12 protein-coding genes are annotated in these 16,683 nt (G+C 60.5%); 3 read left to right on the forward strand and 9 right to left on the reverse strand.

Annotated elements, in window-relative coordinates:
• Positions 1–1,147: 1,147 nt before the first annotated feature.
• Both DYI20_RS07535 and DYI20_RS12345 read left to right on the forward strand, forming a co-directional pair.
• Positions 1,148–2,356, forward strand: a complete 1,209-nt coding sequence (locus tag DYI20_RS07535) for an IS110 family RNA-guided transposase (protein WP_122549240.1) — start codon at positions 1,148–1,150, stop codon at positions 2,354–2,356.
• A complete protein-coding gene (locus tag DYI20_RS12345; RefSeq protein WP_158524707.1) occupies positions 2,353–2,502 on the forward strand; it encodes a hypothetical protein in 150 nt (49 codons plus the stop codon). Before DYI20_RS07535 ends, DYI20_RS12345 begins: the two co-directional genes overlap by 4 nt.
• 256 nt (positions 2,503–2,758) lie before the next feature.
• Here the strand turns inward: DYI20_RS12345 and DYI20_RS07545 are convergent, their stop codons facing one another.
• The 7 genes from DYI20_RS07545 to guaB form a co-directional block, all read right to left on the reverse strand.
• Entirely contained in the window at positions 2,759–6,679 is a 3,921-nt protein-coding gene (locus tag DYI20_RS07545; RefSeq protein WP_110100608.1) for a DUF4011 domain-containing protein, read from the reverse strand.
• 117 nt (positions 6,680–6,796) lie between these two features.
• Positions 6,797–8,407, reverse strand: a complete 1,611-nt coding sequence (guaA, locus tag DYI20_RS07550) for a glutamine-hydrolyzing GMP synthase (protein WP_110100609.1) — start codon at positions 8,405–8,407, stop codon at positions 6,797–6,799.
• Between the two features lie 4 nt (positions 8,408–8,411).
• The gene (locus DYI20_RS07555; RefSeq protein WP_110100610.1) at positions 8,412–9,101 is read right to left on the reverse strand and encodes a DedA family protein; all 690 of its coding nucleotides are present in this window, start codon (positions 9,099–9,101) and stop codon (positions 8,412–8,414) included.
• 17 nt (positions 9,102–9,118) lie between these two features.
• A complete protein-coding gene (locus tag DYI20_RS07560) occupies positions 9,119–9,661 on the reverse strand; it encodes a DUF3817 domain-containing protein (RefSeq protein WP_183145610.1) in 543 nt (180 codons plus the stop codon).
• A 31-nt stretch (positions 9,662–9,692) separates the two neighbouring features.
• Positions 9,693–10,673, reverse strand: coding sequence for an SURF1 family protein (locus DYI20_RS07565; RefSeq protein ID WP_110100611.1), 981 nt, complete (start codon positions 10,671–10,673; stop codon positions 9,693–9,695).
• Positions 10,674–10,717: 44 nt separating this feature from the next.
• Positions 10,718–11,845, reverse strand: a complete 1,128-nt coding sequence (locus tag DYI20_RS07570; protein ID WP_110100612.1) for a GuaB3 family IMP dehydrogenase-related protein — start codon at positions 11,843–11,845, stop codon at positions 10,718–10,720.
• A gap of 15 nt (positions 11,846–11,860) precedes the next feature.
• On the reverse strand, positions 11,861–13,405 hold the full coding sequence (gene guaB, locus DYI20_RS07575; RefSeq protein WP_110110276.1) for an IMP dehydrogenase: 1,545 nt from the start codon (positions 13,403–13,405) through the stop codon (positions 11,861–11,863).
• Positions 13,406–13,628: 223 nt separating this feature from the next.
• On the opposite strand from guaB, the gene DYI20_RS07580 reads away from it, so the two are divergent.
• Positions 13,629–15,086 carry a TIGR01777 family oxidoreductase gene (locus DYI20_RS07580; RefSeq protein WP_158524708.1) on the forward strand — a complete coding sequence of 486 codons (1,458 nt, stop codon included), beginning with the start codon at positions 13,629–13,631 and terminating at the stop codon, positions 15,084–15,086.
• Here DYI20_RS07580 and gcvH read toward each other — a convergent pair.
• Both gcvH and gcvT read right to left on the reverse strand, forming a co-directional pair.
• Entirely contained in the window at positions 15,083–15,469 is a 387-nt protein-coding gene (gcvH, locus tag DYI20_RS07585) for a glycine cleavage system protein GcvH (RefSeq protein ID WP_110097878.1), read from the reverse strand. The two genes, DYI20_RS07580 and gcvH, sit on opposite strands and share 4 nt — an antisense overlap.
• A gap of 71 nt (positions 15,470–15,540) precedes the next feature.
• Positions 15,541–16,680: a glycine cleavage system aminomethyltransferase GcvT gene (gcvT, locus tag DYI20_RS07590; RefSeq protein WP_110100615.1), complete on the reverse strand. Its 1,140-nt coding sequence runs from the start codon at positions 16,678–16,680 to the stop codon at positions 15,541–15,543.
• Positions 16,681–16,683 lie beyond the last annotated feature (3 nt).

Genomic DNA, 16,683 nt, shown 5'->3' on the forward strand with positions numbered 1-16,683 from the left:
CCGCTGATCGGCCACCACACCCTGCTGGCATCAAGATCCACCGCCGCGCCAGCTAATCGAACATCCGGGGATTATTTGTCTGAGGCACGGCCTACCTTTCGCGGGGATCTTGACATGAGGCACCCCGGAGATGCTTCATTTGAACTACTCCCTACGCGACCAGTTCGACAGTTGGGAAATCTGGGACAACAACCGATACTTTTAAAGTGGCGACGGGCAGCCCCCATGGTGGACAGTGGCACGCCAGCGGCAAGGAATGACCAAACCGCAGCCACCGTACAAGCAGCCGGACTTGACAGATCAAAAGTGGACTCCCCGTCAATCTTCCAGGAATTGATAATCGCGCAGGTGACCCGTCAGATCACTCGGGAGGAAGCGGAAGCGCTACTGGCGTAAACCAGCGTCGCGCAGCGGACATGACCGAAGCGGAACGCCACGAGGCTATCGTCGATATGAACAACCGCTTGCTGGACGGCGCAATCGACGTGGAGCCGCGATAAGCTGCCGAACGCGAGTAAAATCCGGCGCCTACACAAGGCATTGCAGGATCGGGGGCTAGACGTTGGTTTGGACCAGATGGGCGTAGCCAGCGACCAGTGGGGGTTCGCTTCTCCCATGTTGGACAACTACCGCCGGACGGGGAGCCTAAAAGGTGTTGAGCTCCGCTGTACTCATCCGGGCATGCTTCCCTGGGGCTAAAATCCCTACGGTAAACGTACTGTCCAAAAACATTCTCGGGACACGCACATTCCGTCTCGTCTTCTATTGCAACACCACGGATAGACACCACCCGGTTACGCTCGAACAAAGCATCGAACTCCCCCACGCACTACCCCTTCGCTCCATACGAGAAAAGAAGCTTCCCGTTTTGAGAAGAATCTTTCGAAAAGACCCGTTACATTTATTTATAGGTCCTTCTAGGGTATTTCTTAGGTCTATCCAAGGAGCTGGTCGCTGGCTCTGGTATGGCTGTGTTGCCCTGTCATTTCATGGTCCGGGGGGTGTTGCCGCCAGAGGTCCAGGACGCGCGTTGACTTCTCATAGGGATGCGGCCCAAGCAGTGTGTTGAGGTCTGTTCGTCACGTGGGTGCAAGCATCGGGTGTCATGATCACAGCGGCCTTGCTACCAGCAGTGAGGAAGACTGCCATGACAACAACCTACGATGTGATCCTGGGGCTAGACGTTGGTAAAAGCGCACATGACGGATGCGCTCTGACAACCACCGGCGAGAAACTCTACGACCGGGAATTACCGCAAGACGAAACCGCATTGCGAGACGTCATCGTTCAGCTCCAAGGGCACGGTTCAGTGCTGGTGGTGGTCGATCAGCCTAACACCATTGGTGCCTTACCGATCGCGGTGGCCCGAGACTGTGGCGCCACCGTGGCATACTTGCCGGGCTTGGCGATGCGCAAGACTGCTGATCTGTATCCCGGCCGGTCCAAAACTGATGCCCGGGACGCGTTCATCATTGCTGATACTGCCAGAACCATGCCCCATACGCTACGAGCCGTGGATCGGGAATCTGATCTGTTCTCGGCGTTGAAAGTGCTGGCTGGGTTTGATGATGACCTGGCTCGGGAATGTACCCCAGCCATCAACCGACTACGATCGTTGCTGGTGCACATTTACCCGTCACTGGAACGAGTCTTCACCGGCACCGTCCTCACACGGCCCATTGTCCTGGAGTTGTTGATTCGGTATCACGGACCCCACGGCCTGCAGGCTGCTGACAAATCTGGGGTAAAACGCTGGGCGAAAAATCATGCCCGCAAAGACCCCTCCGCGTTGATCGACCAGATCTTCGCGGCCCTAGCTGAGCAAACGGTCACCGTGCCTGGAACAGCTACCGTGGAACTGATCATTCCCAGGATGGCCGCCCAGATCAAAGAGCTCAAAGCTCAACGCGCTCTGGTGGCCACCGAGGTGGAAGCGATGGTCGATGCTCACCCTCTTACCCAGGTCTTGATTTCTATGCCAGGAGTCGGAATCAAGACCGCCGCCACGATCCTGCTCACTGCAGCAGACTTCAGCTCCTTCCCCACCCCAGGTCACCTGGCCACCTACGCCGGCATTGCTCCCGTAACGTGTCGCTCTGAGACCTCGATCCGAGGTGAGTCCCCGGCCCGTTCTAGCAATAAACAACTCAACAACGCCTTATTCCGATCCGCATGGGTGGACTCCTGCCACGATCCGGTATCGAAGGCCTACTACGACAAAAAACGCGCCGAAGGCAAACGCCACAACCAAGCCGTCATCGCCCTCGCCCGACGCCGATCCGACGTCCTGTTCGCCATGCTCAGAGACGGCACGTTCTACGAATCTCGCCCAGCACAACTTGTTCCAGCAGCTTGACGAAAACGATAGAAGCACCCCCCGTCGACGGTACTGAGCAAGCTCCGTCGATGCCAGGTTTCGAAGATTCCGAGTTAGACAACTACAATGCCGACCAGCTTGATGAGCCCGGCGACGACTACTCAAACGACAGCATCGTGAGCTAACCCCTCATCCCCAGTGTGGGGGACGTTGCTCCAGCATCCACCGGTCGCGTTCAGACAACTGAGCGTGGCCGGTGGATTTTTTAACGCGCGGAGTGGACACCGGGTGCGCCTGATCTGCGCGGCGTGTTACCTCCGCCGTGAGGTGCTGATCACCGTCGGGGTCAGGTTGACCTGTCGGCCCCACATCCACTCGACGGTGTCCACGCCGACGCGGTTGCGGGCGGTGCTGAGATGGCTCGTGCGGAGTCATCACGGGTCACTGTTCCGTCACATCGTTGGTGTCGGGCTCTTTGCGGTGGGAGCGACTACTGCGCCGGGTGCGTTGTGTCTGCTGATCCATCGTGCCCGGTTGCAGACCGATAAGATCACCCAGTCGGTCCACAGTTTTTTGCGGTTCGGCAAAAGAATCGATACTCCACACCGATACTGGCCGCCAGCCCGCTCGCTGAGCAGCCAGCGGGCGAAGTCGCGATCGCTCACGTACCGAAAGGTGCTGATAGTGGCTACTACCGTCGGTGGTGACCGCCAGGGGGACCGTGTAGTCCTCCCCACCGGGAGTAGGCCGGTAGATTTCTGGATCCGGGTTCCAGATCAGCAACTCCGCATGTAAAGCACCATCGGTGATCACCCGGGCGCCCCGGGCGAGGAGTTCCTCAGCGATCGGTTGCACCAGGGGGTCGGTGGTCGATTTCGTGACGCCGCCAGCCACAGCCTCGGTGTCTGTCCGTGGGGCAGAAATGAGTTCTATCATCTCCCAGAAGTAGCCGGCCCCAGCGGATAAACGAGCGGGGTCGACCTCTTGGGGGTGAATGCAGCTGAGCACCCGAAACGACTCGCGGGCACGGGTTGCCAGTCTCGCGTAGTACTCCACGCCGTGTTGTTCGGACAGTGGCCCAAAGTGGTGTACCACGGTGCCGTGGGAGGTGCGTCCATAACCCAGGGAGAAGATCACGGTGTCGCGCACCATTGACCCCGCCCGCTCCAGTGGTGCGACCACGAAGGGTTCGCCGTGGGGGGCAGTCTCGGCATTGAAGAAGCTGGTGGCCCAGCGGTGATCAGCGAGGTTGACGCGTATTGCTTCGGCCACCCTGCGGGCGTGCAACGGTGTGGTGGTCAACACCGCCACCGAGCGATGGGGGAACGTCTGGAACTGTTCAAAGACCAAATCGACCACACGATTGACTTCAGCAGTGGTGGACTCCACTCCATCGTCGCCGTAGCCCGGGGTACCGGGCGCGGTGAGGTATTCGACCTCGGCCCCTCGGGAGGTATAGGCCCCGGTGATTTCCGCGGCGGTGGCCATTTTGTCCAGTTGTCCGTCATAGAGTTGGGTCCCGAGTAATCGGACCAGCGCCTGGGAGACACCACGGTGCATGGTCGACAGCGCGGTGGTCGGCAACACTCGGCGCAGGGCCACGCACACCGATTCGGTCACGGCTGGTTCGCTACCGGTGGTGGGTTCCACGCAGACGTGGAACGGCTGGGGCCGTTCGGAGACCGGGTCTCCGAAGGCAACCACCTGTTGAGCCCGGGCCATCGCGCCCAGACCCGTGGGCAAAGCCAAGGAACCAGCATCCAGGATCAACACGGCATCGAAGTGCAGTTTCTGCGGGGCTTGCGCCAAAGCCATCGGCGAGGACATCCATACCGGGATCAAGGGCTGCAGGAGCTCGGGATCAATGTCAGCGAGGTTCTCTAGTGTGGTCTCGCCCTCTTTGAGCATGGTCCGTAGCGTCGAAGCGGCAGTCTCGTGAGTGTCGCAGACCTCGTTCCAGCGCTGGGCCAGCGTCCAGTTCAACGAGGAGGCGCCCAAGTCCAGATGCGTCCCATCGGCAAGACGGTACTCGGCTTCTAGTGTGTTCAGCTCGTCGCCGTCCATCACAGTCAGGGTCTCGTCGGAGGACAGCATCGCTTCCAGCACGGACTGCCACCAGGCCATCTCGAGTTCAGCGACCACGTTGTCTGCGGTGACTTCCCGTTCGGAGAAGTCGCGAAGTAGCTCACCGAGCCCGTGTTCAGTCAGCTGATCGACGACCAGGGTCCGTTCGGGCAGTGTCTGCAACGTTTCAGCGTCGTCGACCAGACGTTGGACGACGTCGGAGAGGTCGTTGATCGACAGACGCGCCAGTTCTTCGGCCCGCACCGCCGGTGTGGCTAACCGCTCTTGGAGCTGGGAAATATTGTCGGTCAGCACCGACAGCTCCCGTTCGAGGGTGTCTAGTCCGGTGGGGATTTTAGGATGGCGTTTGGAGGTGGAGTACTGATTCCACGCGGTGAGTTGTTCTTGGACTTTCTCCAGAGCGTCGTGTAAATCGGGCACCGACACGCCGGGCCGCACGTACTCTTTAGCCACACGACGAAGTTTCGACCGCGTCATCGCCGACATCTCGATCTCGTGATCGCGTCGCCAGGATCCTGACCCTGTGGCAGCAATCAGATCGGTCACCGGCCGATCGAAAATATCGGGGGTGAAGTGGTCCAGGGAGCCGCGCACACTTTGCAGCAGGGAAACTTGGTCGTTCCACTCATTGATGTTCGTCCCGGTCCGCAGGTGGGCATCCTCAGTGGCCTGGACCATCAGCTTTCGAACTCGCGGGAGGTGGTCGTTAATGTCTTCGGCCAGCTGGTAGGCAGCTTCGGCTTCTTGCACGTTGCGTAACCGCGCACCATACCACGGGGATTCGGTGGCGGCCCGTGAGAAGGCACCCAGTCTGGCCGCCGAGGTGAGCTTTTCAGCAATATCGTCCCGTGCGACGGTGGAATCCAGCACCGAACGTTTCAAGCGCACCGAAGTGCATGGTGGCGGGTCCAAGGCGGTGAGCTCAGCCAGGGCGCGCATGGCCTGGTAAGGCGAGCAATTCCACCGCTCGCGCACCCGGTGGAGGCTCTCGGCATGAGCAACCAGCTGATCACGACGTTGCACCAGGGTTTGGTTCACCCGCTGGGTGGCCGGCTCTTTGGCAGCTTCGACACGTAGTAACGCCTGGATCATTTCTTCACGCAACTGAGCGGAAGTATGGGTTGCACTGACGTGGAAGAGCATGCTGGCTAGTCCCACCGCGTCGGCACGACGGTAGAGCTCGTTGAGTGTCGTGGTGCGTTCAGCCACCATCAACACCCGGCGACCATCAGCGGCCAAGGCTGCTGCAGCGGCCAGCGCGGTCTGTGTTTCGCCGGTTCCCGGAGGAGCGGTTACCACCACGGAATGTCCGGAGCGGATCAGGTCCACGGCGGTTTGTTGTGAGGGGTCGAGGTCGAAGACGAGTGGCTCATCGGCGGGGTCGCGCTGGTCCAACGGGGTGAGGTCCACCGCCTCCAGACTCGATTCTTCGGGTTCGACGAGTTCGGTCGCGAATTCGGTGCCGGCTTGCGCACGGTAGAGGTCGCGGAGCACGGGGTGATCAAATCCGGTGATCGCCGAAACCGATTCGTCGGTGAGATCAGCGAAAGTCGAGAGCAGAATACGGTGTTCGACCACCAGACCTCGAACCTCAGAGCTATACTCGCGCATCAGCTCCAGTGCGGGCAGAGGCTCGAGCTTATTGGTGGCGTAGGCGGCACGACGGAACTGCTCTGGGTCAAGTTCTACACCGTAGACCGAGTGGAAGTACCGGGCCAGGGCCGGGTTGAGGATAGCTTGTCCGGTGAGCTGGACGTCAAAGTCTTCGCGTCCATTGCGCTGGCTCAAGCGCACAGGAGCCAGTAACACAGGCGCTGACATCTGGTGAGATGCCCCGCCATCGCTGATCCGCCAGGTCGCAATGCCGGCGGCGACGAAGCCGACGTTGATCCCACGATCTTCAGCGAGTTCGTCGATCTTGGAGATCATGGCGGTGGCGGTAGCTCGAGCCGAGTTTTGTCCGGGTTGATCCCGCATCAGCGTGGAGAGGCGGGTGCGACGTTTGGTCAGAAACTGTGTCAGCCCCGAGGGGTGGGAGTGGGTGATTTCCAGGGAGTTTGCCGTGGTCGGGGCAAACCGCAACATGGTGTCAGACTCTTGCCCGGTCGTGATCTGGTGTAGCCATTGGCCGAAGCTGATCTCGGGATCGTCGAAACCGGCTGTGCTCGGTGCGGAATCATCGGCAATGAAGTCGAGATCGGTGCTGTCCAGTTCCTGGTTTTCGGCGCCACCGAGCTCTGTGTCGTCATCACGACGAGTGGGATCCGTTTCGTTCACAGCAGCCTCGTCCTTCCTGATCGATAGTCCTCGCTGAAACTATCCAACCGCACATTGGGCGAGATCGGGCGGTGAACCACCGAGATGGTCCCAGATTTTCTCACGGGGATCGCTTTATTACTCCCATTCGATGGTTCCCGGGGGCTTGGATGTCACATCCAACACAACCCGGTTGATCTCATCGACCTCATTGGTAATGCGATTGGAGATCTTGGAGAGCACGTCGTAGGGCACCTTCGCCCAGTCAGCGGTCATCGCATCATCGGAAACCACCGGGCGTAGTACGATCGGGTGACCATAAGTTCTGGCATCACCCTGCACACCCACGGAGCGAACATCAGCCAACAGCACGACCGGGCACTGCCAGATCTCCCGATCCAACCCGGCTGCGGTCAGCTCGGCACGCACAATTGCGTCGGCGGCCCGCAGGGTGTCGAGACGTTCTTTGGTGACTTCGCCGATAATACGGATACCCAGGCCGGGGCCAGGGAAGGGCTGACGCCAGACAATCTCATCAGGCAGGCCCAGTTCAGTTCCCACGGCGCGGACCTCGTCTTTGAACAGGGCTCGCAGTGGCTCGACGAGTTCAAATTCAATATCGTCCGGCAACCCGCCCACGTTGTGGTGGGACTTGATCACAGCGGTCCCGTCTCCCCCACCGGATTCGACGATGTCGGGGTACACGGTTCCCTGGACCAGGAACTTCACTGGGGGCAGATCCTGATCAGCGGTTTCTGCCACAATCTCGGCTTGTGCCCGTTCGAAGGTGCGGATGAATTTTTCGCCGATGATCTTGCGCTTGGCTTCGGGGTCACTCACACCGGATAACGCCTGCAGGAAGTCTTCTTCGGCGTCCAACATCACCAGACGGGCTCCCCCGGAAGCGGCTCCAAAAGCACGTTCGATTTCGACTGATTCGTCGTGGCGCATCAGTCCGTGGTTGACATAGACGCAGGTGAGCCGGTCACCAATGGCGCGTTGCACTAGCGCGGCGGCCACCGCGGAGTCCACCCCGCCGGAAAGGCCACAGATGGCTCGAGCGTCACCGACCTGATCCTTGATCAGTTGCACCTGCTCGTCAATAACACTGCTGGTGGTCCATTCCGGACGCAATCCGGCACCGTGGTAGAGAAAGTTCGTGATGGTGTCCTGACCGAAGGGAGTATGTTTCACCTCGGGATGCCACTGGACGCCGAAAATCTTCTTTTCGGTGTTCTCGAAAGCGGCCACACTGGCATGCGGAGTCGAGGCAATGACGGTAAACCCTTCGGGGGCTTGCGACACCGCGTCGGAGTGCGACATCCACACCGTCTGGTCGGCGGGCTGACCCGCCAGCAGTACCGAGTCTGTCGCTAGGCTGGTCAGCGGTGTGGAGCCGTATTCGCGCCGTTCGGTCCGCGCCACCGTACCACCCAACGCCTGGGTAATGGCCTGGAATCCATAGCAGAGGCCTAGCACCGGGATGCCGGCTTCCAGCAGGTCCGGGTCAATTCCGGGAGCGCCGTCTTCGTAGGCCGAGGATGGTCCGCCCGAGAGGATAAGCGCGGCGGGTTTGCGCGCCACAATGTCTTGGACCGGGGTGGAGTGCGCGACCACTTCGGAGTAGACATGAGCCTCACGGACACGCCGGGCAATCAACTGGGCGTATTGAGCTCCAAAGTCCACCACCAACACGGTGGGGAAATCAGCGGCAATGTCTGGGTTATCTGCGCGGGATGGATCAGTCACGTTCTCAGTCTAACTGAGCCGCACCGGGGCGCTGCGCCGTTTTTCGGGACCGGATCTTGTAGACCACGTAGGCGATCAATGCCAGCAGGAGCAACCCGATCACCAGGTATTGGAACCAACCGGCGGCCTGTTCCAGCAGGTACCAGTTCTCCCCGAGCAGAAATCCACCGTAGACAAAGATGGTGTTCCAGATCGCTGATCCGGTCAGGGTCAAGAGCCCAAACTTCCACCAGTTCATGCGCTCAACTCCCGCCGGTAGCGAGATCAGTGAGCGGAAGATCGGCACCATACGACCGAGGAACACGGTCCAATAACCGTGTTTGTTGAACCAGTTTATGGTGGCGTCGATCTCCCTGCGCTCCACGAGCGGCAATTTCGTCAACAGATTCACGGTGCGCTGGTGCCCCAGCCAGGCACCCAGCCCGTAGAGACAGTATGCGCCCAGGACTGATCCAACGGTCGCGAACAGCACCGCGGAGGCCCAGGTGAACTGCGCCTGGTCGGAGGCGGCGCTAAATCCGGCCAGGGGCAGGATCACTTCGGAGGGAATCGGCGGGAAGAGGTTTTCGATCAGCACCAACAGCCCGACACCGGTGGGGCCTAAGGCGTTCATAACCGCCACGGCCCAATCGCCGATCAGGCCAAAAGCAGAGTCGGCGGAGTTGGCCTGGGTGGCCATCAACTCCTGGAGCATGATGGTGTCTCCGATCGTTAGTACCGGCGCACTCCTTCGGGGTGTTCGGCAAGTTCTTGGTGGGTCCGTTGAGCTATTTTATGCTCGGTGTAGAAACTCAAAAATGGCACCACGCCACCGCCGGCCATCGCCAACAGCGTCCAGCCGGACCAGCGCATCAGCGCCCACAGTCGGAAACAACCCACCAAATACACCACGTACATCCATCCGTGGACGATGAGTACTAGCAACGACAGGTTTACTCCGCCCAGCACGGAGTCCGGGGGGTGTAGTCCCAGCGTGTTATCCGCACCATCGAAGGTGGTGCCACCGGCGAAAAGCTCGAGGTCGAAACCGTATTTCAGGATCATTTCGACTACCAGCGCCAGGAGCAAAATACCGGTCAGATAAGCGCAGATCCGGTAAAAGGTCAGGGCTCCACGAATCTGTTTGTGGGTGCCGCCAAAACGGCGTTTGCCCACCGACTCAGGGCGGGGTGGCGCAGCCGGCAGATCCTCTTCGGTGATCTGGTCGGGGTCGGGCAGGGTGTTGGGGTCGATGGGAGGTTGTCTATCAGTCACGATCTGTCACGGTGCCTTCGTTGGGTCGAGCTCACTGGTCGGCGGGTGGTTCAGGGTCATGCCCATAGTAATTTCGATAGGCTACCACCGCCGCGGCCTTTTCGGCGCGGGCTTGTTCGCGTCGTTTTTCGAGTTCTTTGCGTCGCCAATGCTGTTCCCACAGCCGGTCGAGTTCTGCCTCGCGTTGGTCTTTCAGGTAGTCATCGCGCACGAATCGCCACCACAGATACAGCGCGAAAGCCGCAAAAATCACCCACTCGATCGCGTAGAAGACGTTGAGCCACACCACGTCGGTTTCCTGCTCCGGGGCGGAGACACGGACAGCTTCCAGGCCATCGGATGTGCTGGACGAGCCGGGGGCCTGAACGGTGTGCACCGTCCCTTCGGTGTCCTCGAATTCTTCGACGACAACATAGCCGGCATAGAGCGGCTCATCCCAGATATTGGTCAGCTCGGCGGTAGCCAGGGTCGAGACGGTTACCGGGGTGGTGGACAGATCAGAGCCGGTATCCGGCCCATCGGCAGGAAGGAGTCTTCCGGTCATGGTCACGGTCTGGCTCGGTTCGATGCCACTAGCCTCAGTAAACAGGCGTTCTGCAACGCTGAGGTCCGTGGGGTTCTGCTCGGTGGCCTCAAAATCCAGCGGTTCTTCGCGCCAGCCCCACACCACCGGAATACTCACGTTACGATCGGTGCCGGTCACCGTGGCACGCGAGACGATCCAATATCCGGTCTGGCCGTCGTGCACGCGGTGAGCAACTTGGACGGTGTGCTCGGGCTCAACAGTGCCGGTGAAGTACACCATCTGGTCAGCCTGAGTGGAAACCATAGCGGTAAATGGTTCGAAGAATTCGGTCATCTCCACCGGGTTTTCGGTTTGTTCCGGTGGCGGGGCAGGGTTGGAGACTGCTTGGCGGGCTTGCCAGACCGACAGGGCCATGAACACCGCCGAAACCAGGATCGCGACCGCTAGGAAACCCAGCCACCGAGGCTTCAGCGCGGTACGGAGCATCAGACCTCGCTTTATCGGGGGTAGCTACAGCAGATGGGAAGGGGTTAGACCTGGGCGATCTGAACTTCGACTTTCTGGAATTCTTTCAGTTCGGTATATCCGGTCGAAGCCATGGCACGCCGGAGTGCGCCCATCAGGTTGGCGGTGCCGTTGGTGTGATCGGTAGGTCCCAATAATACTTCACGCAACGGGGCGACGGTGCCCACATGGGTGCGATCGCCACGGGGGAAGACCGGATGGGCGGCTTCCAGGCCCCAGTGCCATCCCGCTCCAGGAGCTTCTTCGGCTCGGGCCAGGGCGGCGCCGAGCATCACCGCGTCAGCGCCCATACCCAGAGATTTCACGATGTCTCCCGAGTTTCCGAGACCGCCATCGGCGATCACGTGCACGTAGCGTCCACCAGATTCATCCATGTAGTCGCGACGGGCCTCAGCAATATCGGCAATGGCGGTGGCCATCGGCACCCGGATGCCTAAGGCACGACGGGTGGTGGAGGACGCGCCACCACCGAATCCGACCAGCACCCCGGCAGCACCGGTGCGCATCAGGTGAAGAGCGGGTGTGTACCCGGCGGCACCACCGACAATCACCGGAACGTCCAGCTCGTAAATGAACTGTTTCAGATCCAGGGGCTCGGAGGTTTCGGAGACATGCTGTGCCGAAACGGTGGTACCACGAATGACGAACATGTCCACCCCGGCGTCCAGCACGGTGCGGTAGAACTCTTGGGTGCGCTGAGGCGTGAGCGCCCCGGCGACCACGACTCCGGCGTCGCGAATCTCGGCCAGCCGGGCGGTGATCAGGTCGGGCTGGATCGGGGCCGCGTAGAGCTGCTGGAGGCGTGCGGTGTTCTCTGGGGAGAACGCTGCAACTTGCAGGTGGGCGATCTCTTCCAGAATCGGTTCCGGGTTTTCATAGCGGGTCCAGAGGCCTTCGAGGTTGAGCACGCCCATGCCTCCGAGCTTGCCCAGCTCGATCGCAGTGGCCGGAGACATAACCGAGTCCATCGGGGCTCCGATGACTGGCATGGAGAACTTGAAGGCATCGATCTGCCAGTCCAGCGACACATCTTCGGGGTCGCGGGTCCGGCGGGCCGGAACAATATTGACCGCGTCCAGCGGGTAGGATGCTCGGCCTCGTTTGCCGAGACCGATCTCAATCTCGTGACTCACTAGTTGGCTCCAGATTTAGCGGTTGTGGTAGTTGGGGGCTTCCACGGTCATCATAATGTCGTGGGGGTGGGACTCTTTGAGCCCAGCAGGGGTGATCCGCACGAAGCGGCCGTCGCGCTTCAAGGCAGGAATGTCGGCGGCGCCAGTGTAGAACATGGTTTGGCGCAGACCGCCCACCAACTGGTGCAACACGGCACTGACCGGACCGCGGTAGGGCACCTGTCCCTCAATGCCTTCGGGGATCAGCTTCTCTTCGCTGGGCACATCGGCCTGGAAGTAGCGGTCCTTGGAGTAGGAACGGTGACCATCACGGGTTTGCATCGCACCCAGCGATCCCATGCCGCGGTAGGCCTTAAACTGTTTGCCCTGGTAAAACACCAGGTCGCCAGGAGATTCTGCGGTGCCAGCCAACAACGACCCCAGCATCACCGAATCGGCGCCGGCGACCAGCGCCTTGCCGATGTCACCGGAGTATTGCAGACCGCCATCGGCGATCAACGGCACGCCGGCAGGGATGGTCGCTTTGGCGGATTCGTAGATGGCAGTCACCTGGGGCACGCCGACACCGGCCACCACACGGGTGGTGCAAATAGAGCCGGGGCCCACCCCGACCTTGACCGCATCGGCTCCGGCATCAACCAGAGCTTTCGCGCCGGCGTAGGTGGCGGCCTGTCCGCCGATAACATCAATATGCCCCGCGGCAGGTTCCTTCTTCAGTCGGGAAACCATGTCCAGCACGCCGTGGGTGTGACCGTTGGCGGTATCGACCACGAGTGCGTCGACTCCGGCGTCTACCAAGGTCATAGCACGGTCCCAGCCGTCGCCGAAAAACCCGACCGCAGCCCCGACCAGCAGGCGCCCTTCGTGGTCTTTGGAGGCCAGCGGGTATTCCTCGGCCTTGTCGAAGTCCTTGACCGTGATCAGCCCCTGGAGGTGGTTGCGATCATCGACCAGCGGGAGCTTTTCGATCCGGTTTTCAGACAACAACCGGATGGTTTCTTCACGAGTAATGCCGACGTGGGCGGTCACCAGTGGCATCTTCGTCATGGCCTCGGCCACCGTGATGGTGTCGAACTGTCCTCGGGGCACAAACCGAGTGTCACGGTTGGTGATGATCCCGACTAACGTGTTGTCTTCTTCTACAACCGGCAAGCCGGAAACCCGGTAGCGGCCACAGAGTTCGTCCCACTGGCTCAGAGTGGCTTGCGGAGAAATCGTGACCGGGTCGGTAATCATTCCGGACTCATTGCGCTTGACCTTATCGACTTCCGAGGCTTGGTCTGCGATGGACAGATTGCGGTGAATCACTCCCATACCACCCATGCGGGCCATGGCGATCGCCAGACGGGACTCGGTGACGGTGTCCATGGCCGCTGAGATGATCGGGACGTTGATGTTGATCCGTTTGGTGAGCCGGGTGGCGACATCGGCGTCAGCGGGAATGACTTCAGTGGCATTCGGTAACAGCAACACATCATCGTAGGTCAGCCCCACAAACCCGAAGGGGTCGGCGGCTTCGGTGACTGGCTGTTGTGACGGTCCAGAGGTGTTGTTGTTCACGATGGTCGCCTTTCACGAGATGATGCAGGAACAGCACCAAGTATTCGATCAGAACACAGGTTGGTTCTCAGTCTATTCCTCTGGGGTTACGGCGTCACGGTCGGTGACCGACGATGACCGACCTCGGCACGGGGTATTGGGGCCTGATATGGAGCCGCTGGCAATGGCTACTCACCGAAGGGGTCCGCAGGTAGGGTGTGAACTAGATGAAAAGGGGTTTCTCGTGACGGCACCATTGAAATTTTTTCACAGTTCACTGCTGAATCATGCGCCCAAACGGGTTTGGGACTGGTATTCCAGCCCGGGGGCTCTGACTCGGTTGACTCCACAGTGGTTGACCACGGTGGTAGAGCCTCCCACCAACGGCCTGCAACCTGGCTCGCGAACTCACCTGGTGCACGGGGCACCGTGGGTCGATGCGGTGGTCTCAATGGTGCCGGGGCTGCAGCATCTCACGCCGGTGGGTACCAGCTGGGTGGCGGAACACACCACGTTAGAGCCGGGAGTATCCTTCACGGACGAGATGGTGTCCGGACCCTTAGCATCCTGGGAACACATCCACCGGTTTGTGCCCAGTGGCACCGAGGAGACTCTGGTCTGCGATGAAATCACCTACGAGTTTCCCGGTGATCTCCGGGAGGTGCTGCGACTGCGCGAGGAATTTGAAGAGCAACTGGAACGCGTTTTCCGCCACCGCTCCCGGGTCGTGGCCGGCGACCTGAATTTCCACACCGATCTCGCGTTGAGCACGCCGTTGACTATCGTGATCGCCGGCGCCTCGGGTCTGGTGGGTACCCAGTTGGTGGCCCTGCTAACCGCCGCTGGTCACCGGGTCATTCGGTTACAGCGCCGTCGTGGTGAATCGCGTCGGCTCGATGAGGACCGGTTCAGTTGGGATCCTGCTCGGCATCAGCTGGACTCGGAGGTGCTCGAGGACGCGGATGCGGTCATTAATCTCGCCGGTGCATCGATCGTGGGCGTGATGACCGAAAAGCATCGCAACGCGATCTTTGCCTCCCGGGTGCAGACCAACTCCACGCTGGTCGCGGCCATGAAACGTACCACTCGTGCTCCAGCCAGTTTTATTACGGCTTCGGCCTCGGGGTTCTATGGTCACGACGCCTCCCCGCTGTCTCTGGTGGCTGAGCCGATTACCGAAGATCATCCCAGCGGTGACGATTTCTTAGCGGCTGTGTGCCGTCAGGTTGAAGGCATTGCCCGTGAGGCCGAAGATCTGGGGATCCGCACCGTGGCGATGCGCACCGGCCTCGTACTCTCAGCTCGTGGCGGTTTACTGGCCACGCAATTGCCCCTGTATTTTGCCGGCGCGGGAGGCCCGTTGGGTCCGGGAACCATGTGGATGCCCTGGATCGGGCTCGATGATCTGATCCAGCTGTATGTTTGGGCGGTGACGCACGATAGCATCACTGGCCCCCTCAATGCAGTCGCCCCGGCGCCTGTCCAGCAACGCGAATTCGCCGAGGTCCTCGGCGAGGTGATCACCCGGCCCACACGCCTACCCACCCCCGGGTGGGCGCCGGCGCTGGTGTTGGGGCGACAAGGCAACCGTGAATTAGCAATGGCCTCGGCGCGGTTGAGTGCCGAGAAGGCGTTAGCTTCTGGCTACCGGTTCCGCGCCGAGACCATCGATGAGGCGATTCGACAGATTTTTGGGCGTTAGCCCTCCGTCACCTCGACGTCGAATTCCTCGGCGTAGGCCTGAGCATCCAACAGAGGACCATTTTCGGTGACCTCCACGCTGAACAGCCAACCCTTACCGTAGGGGTCCTGATTCACCAACTCGGGGTCGTCCACGACCTCCTCATTGATGGCAGCCACGGTCCCGCTCACTGGAGAGTACAGATCAGACACCGATTTGGTGGACTCGAGCTCACCGCAGACCTCACCGGCGGTGACCTCATCACCAACCTGTGGCAGGTCCACGAACACAATGTCGCCGAGCTGTTCGGTCGCGAACTCGGTGACACCGACTTTCACCGGGCTGGACTCATCGATCCACTCGTGTTCGGCGGAATATTTCAGGGTTGACAGGATTGCGGGCATCGCAGGTGTCCTTTACTTTGTGGTGGGTTGATGGAAGCTGTTTCTGGAAGCTACTGAGACGATATACCGGGTCACCGGTTACGCTGGTAGAAGGGCAGGGGCACCACGGTGAACTCGTGCTGTTTACCGCGAATGTCCACAGTGAGCACTGTACCTGGTTCCGGGGCCGGTGCCTGGATATAGGCCAGTGCGATCGGATATCCCAGGGTAGTCGACAGCTGACCGGAGCTCACTTCTCCGATGGGCTGTCCCTGCTCGTCCAGCAGGTGCGCCCCTTCGCGGGCAGCGCGTCGACCGGTTCCTTGCAAGCCAATCAGCACTCGGACCGGGGTCGCCTCGTTCTCCCGGTCGGCATCTACCGCGGCACGCCCCGGGAAGTCTTCGGTCTTTTTGGCCGAGACCACGCCCAGCGACCCGGCTTCCGCCGGAGTAGTGTGCTCGGTCAGCTCGTGACCGTAGAGTGGCATCCCGGCTTCCAGGCGCAACGAGTCGCGACACGCCAGCCCACAGGGTAGTAGTTGCTCATCAGCTGCCCGAAGTTTCTCCCACAGGCTCACCGCCTGGGTGGCATCCAAGAACAGTTCAAAGCCATCTTCCCCGGTGTAGCCGGTTCGGGCCACCACCAGTTCGCCCAGGTTGTCAATCTCCCAGCGAGCGCAACGATAATATCCCAGCTCGGTTACGACGCTGGCGGCGTGTTCATCGATCAAGTCGGTGAGCACGCTGGCGACGATCTGTTCTGCGGCCGGGCCCTGCACAGCAATGATTGCGGTGTGCTCGGTGGTATCGACGAGTTCAGCTGGCTGCGCTAGCCCCTGGTTGACGCCAGCGATCTGGTCGCGGACCGGGTCCACGTTCGCGGCGTTGGGGACCACCATGAAACGGTCCTCGCCCAGCCGGTAGACGATCATGTCGTCCACAATGCCACCGGATTCGGTCAGAGCCAGGGTGTATTTGGCCCGGCCGATAGCCATCGGGGCGAAGTTTCCAGCTAGCGAGCTATTGAGCAACTCCACAGCGCTGGGACCGGAGATCAGCAGGTTACCCATATGCGACAGATCAAAGATACCGGCATGAGTGCGCACCGCTTGATGCTCCACACGCTCGGAGTCATAACGCAGTGGCATGTCCCAACCGGCGAAATCGGTGAACTTGGCACCGGTTTGCTGGTGCGTCTCGTACAGTGCACTCGTTTTTAGCTGTTCAGTCATGGC

It is taken from the genome of Auritidibacter ignavus, assembly GCF_003703835.1.
Taxonomy (GTDB): Bacteria; Actinomycetota; Actinomycetes; order Actinomycetales; family Micrococcaceae; genus Auritidibacter; species Auritidibacter ignavus.

Bases quoted from the DNA above. Each gene is read 5' to 3' on its own strand.
- gcvH (WP_110097878.1), bottom strand. From the start codon at position 15,469: ATGCCCGCAATCCTGTCAACCCTGAAATATTCCGCCGAACACGAGTGG.
- DYI20_RS07535 (WP_122549240.1), top strand. From the start codon at position 1,148: ATGACAACAACCTACGATGTGATCCTGGGGCTAGACGTTGGTAAAAGC.
- gcvT (WP_110100615.1), bottom strand. From the start codon at position 16,680: ATGACTGAACAGCTAAAAACGAGTGCACTGTACGAGACGCACCAGCAA.
- DYI20_RS07555 (WP_110100610.1), bottom strand. From the start codon at position 9,101: ATGCTCCAGGAGTTGATGGCCACCCAGGCCAACTCCGCCGACTCTGCT.
- DYI20_RS07565 (WP_110100611.1), bottom strand. From the start codon at position 10,673: ATGCTCCGTACCGCGCTGAAGCCTCGGTGGCTGGGTTTCCTAGCGGTC.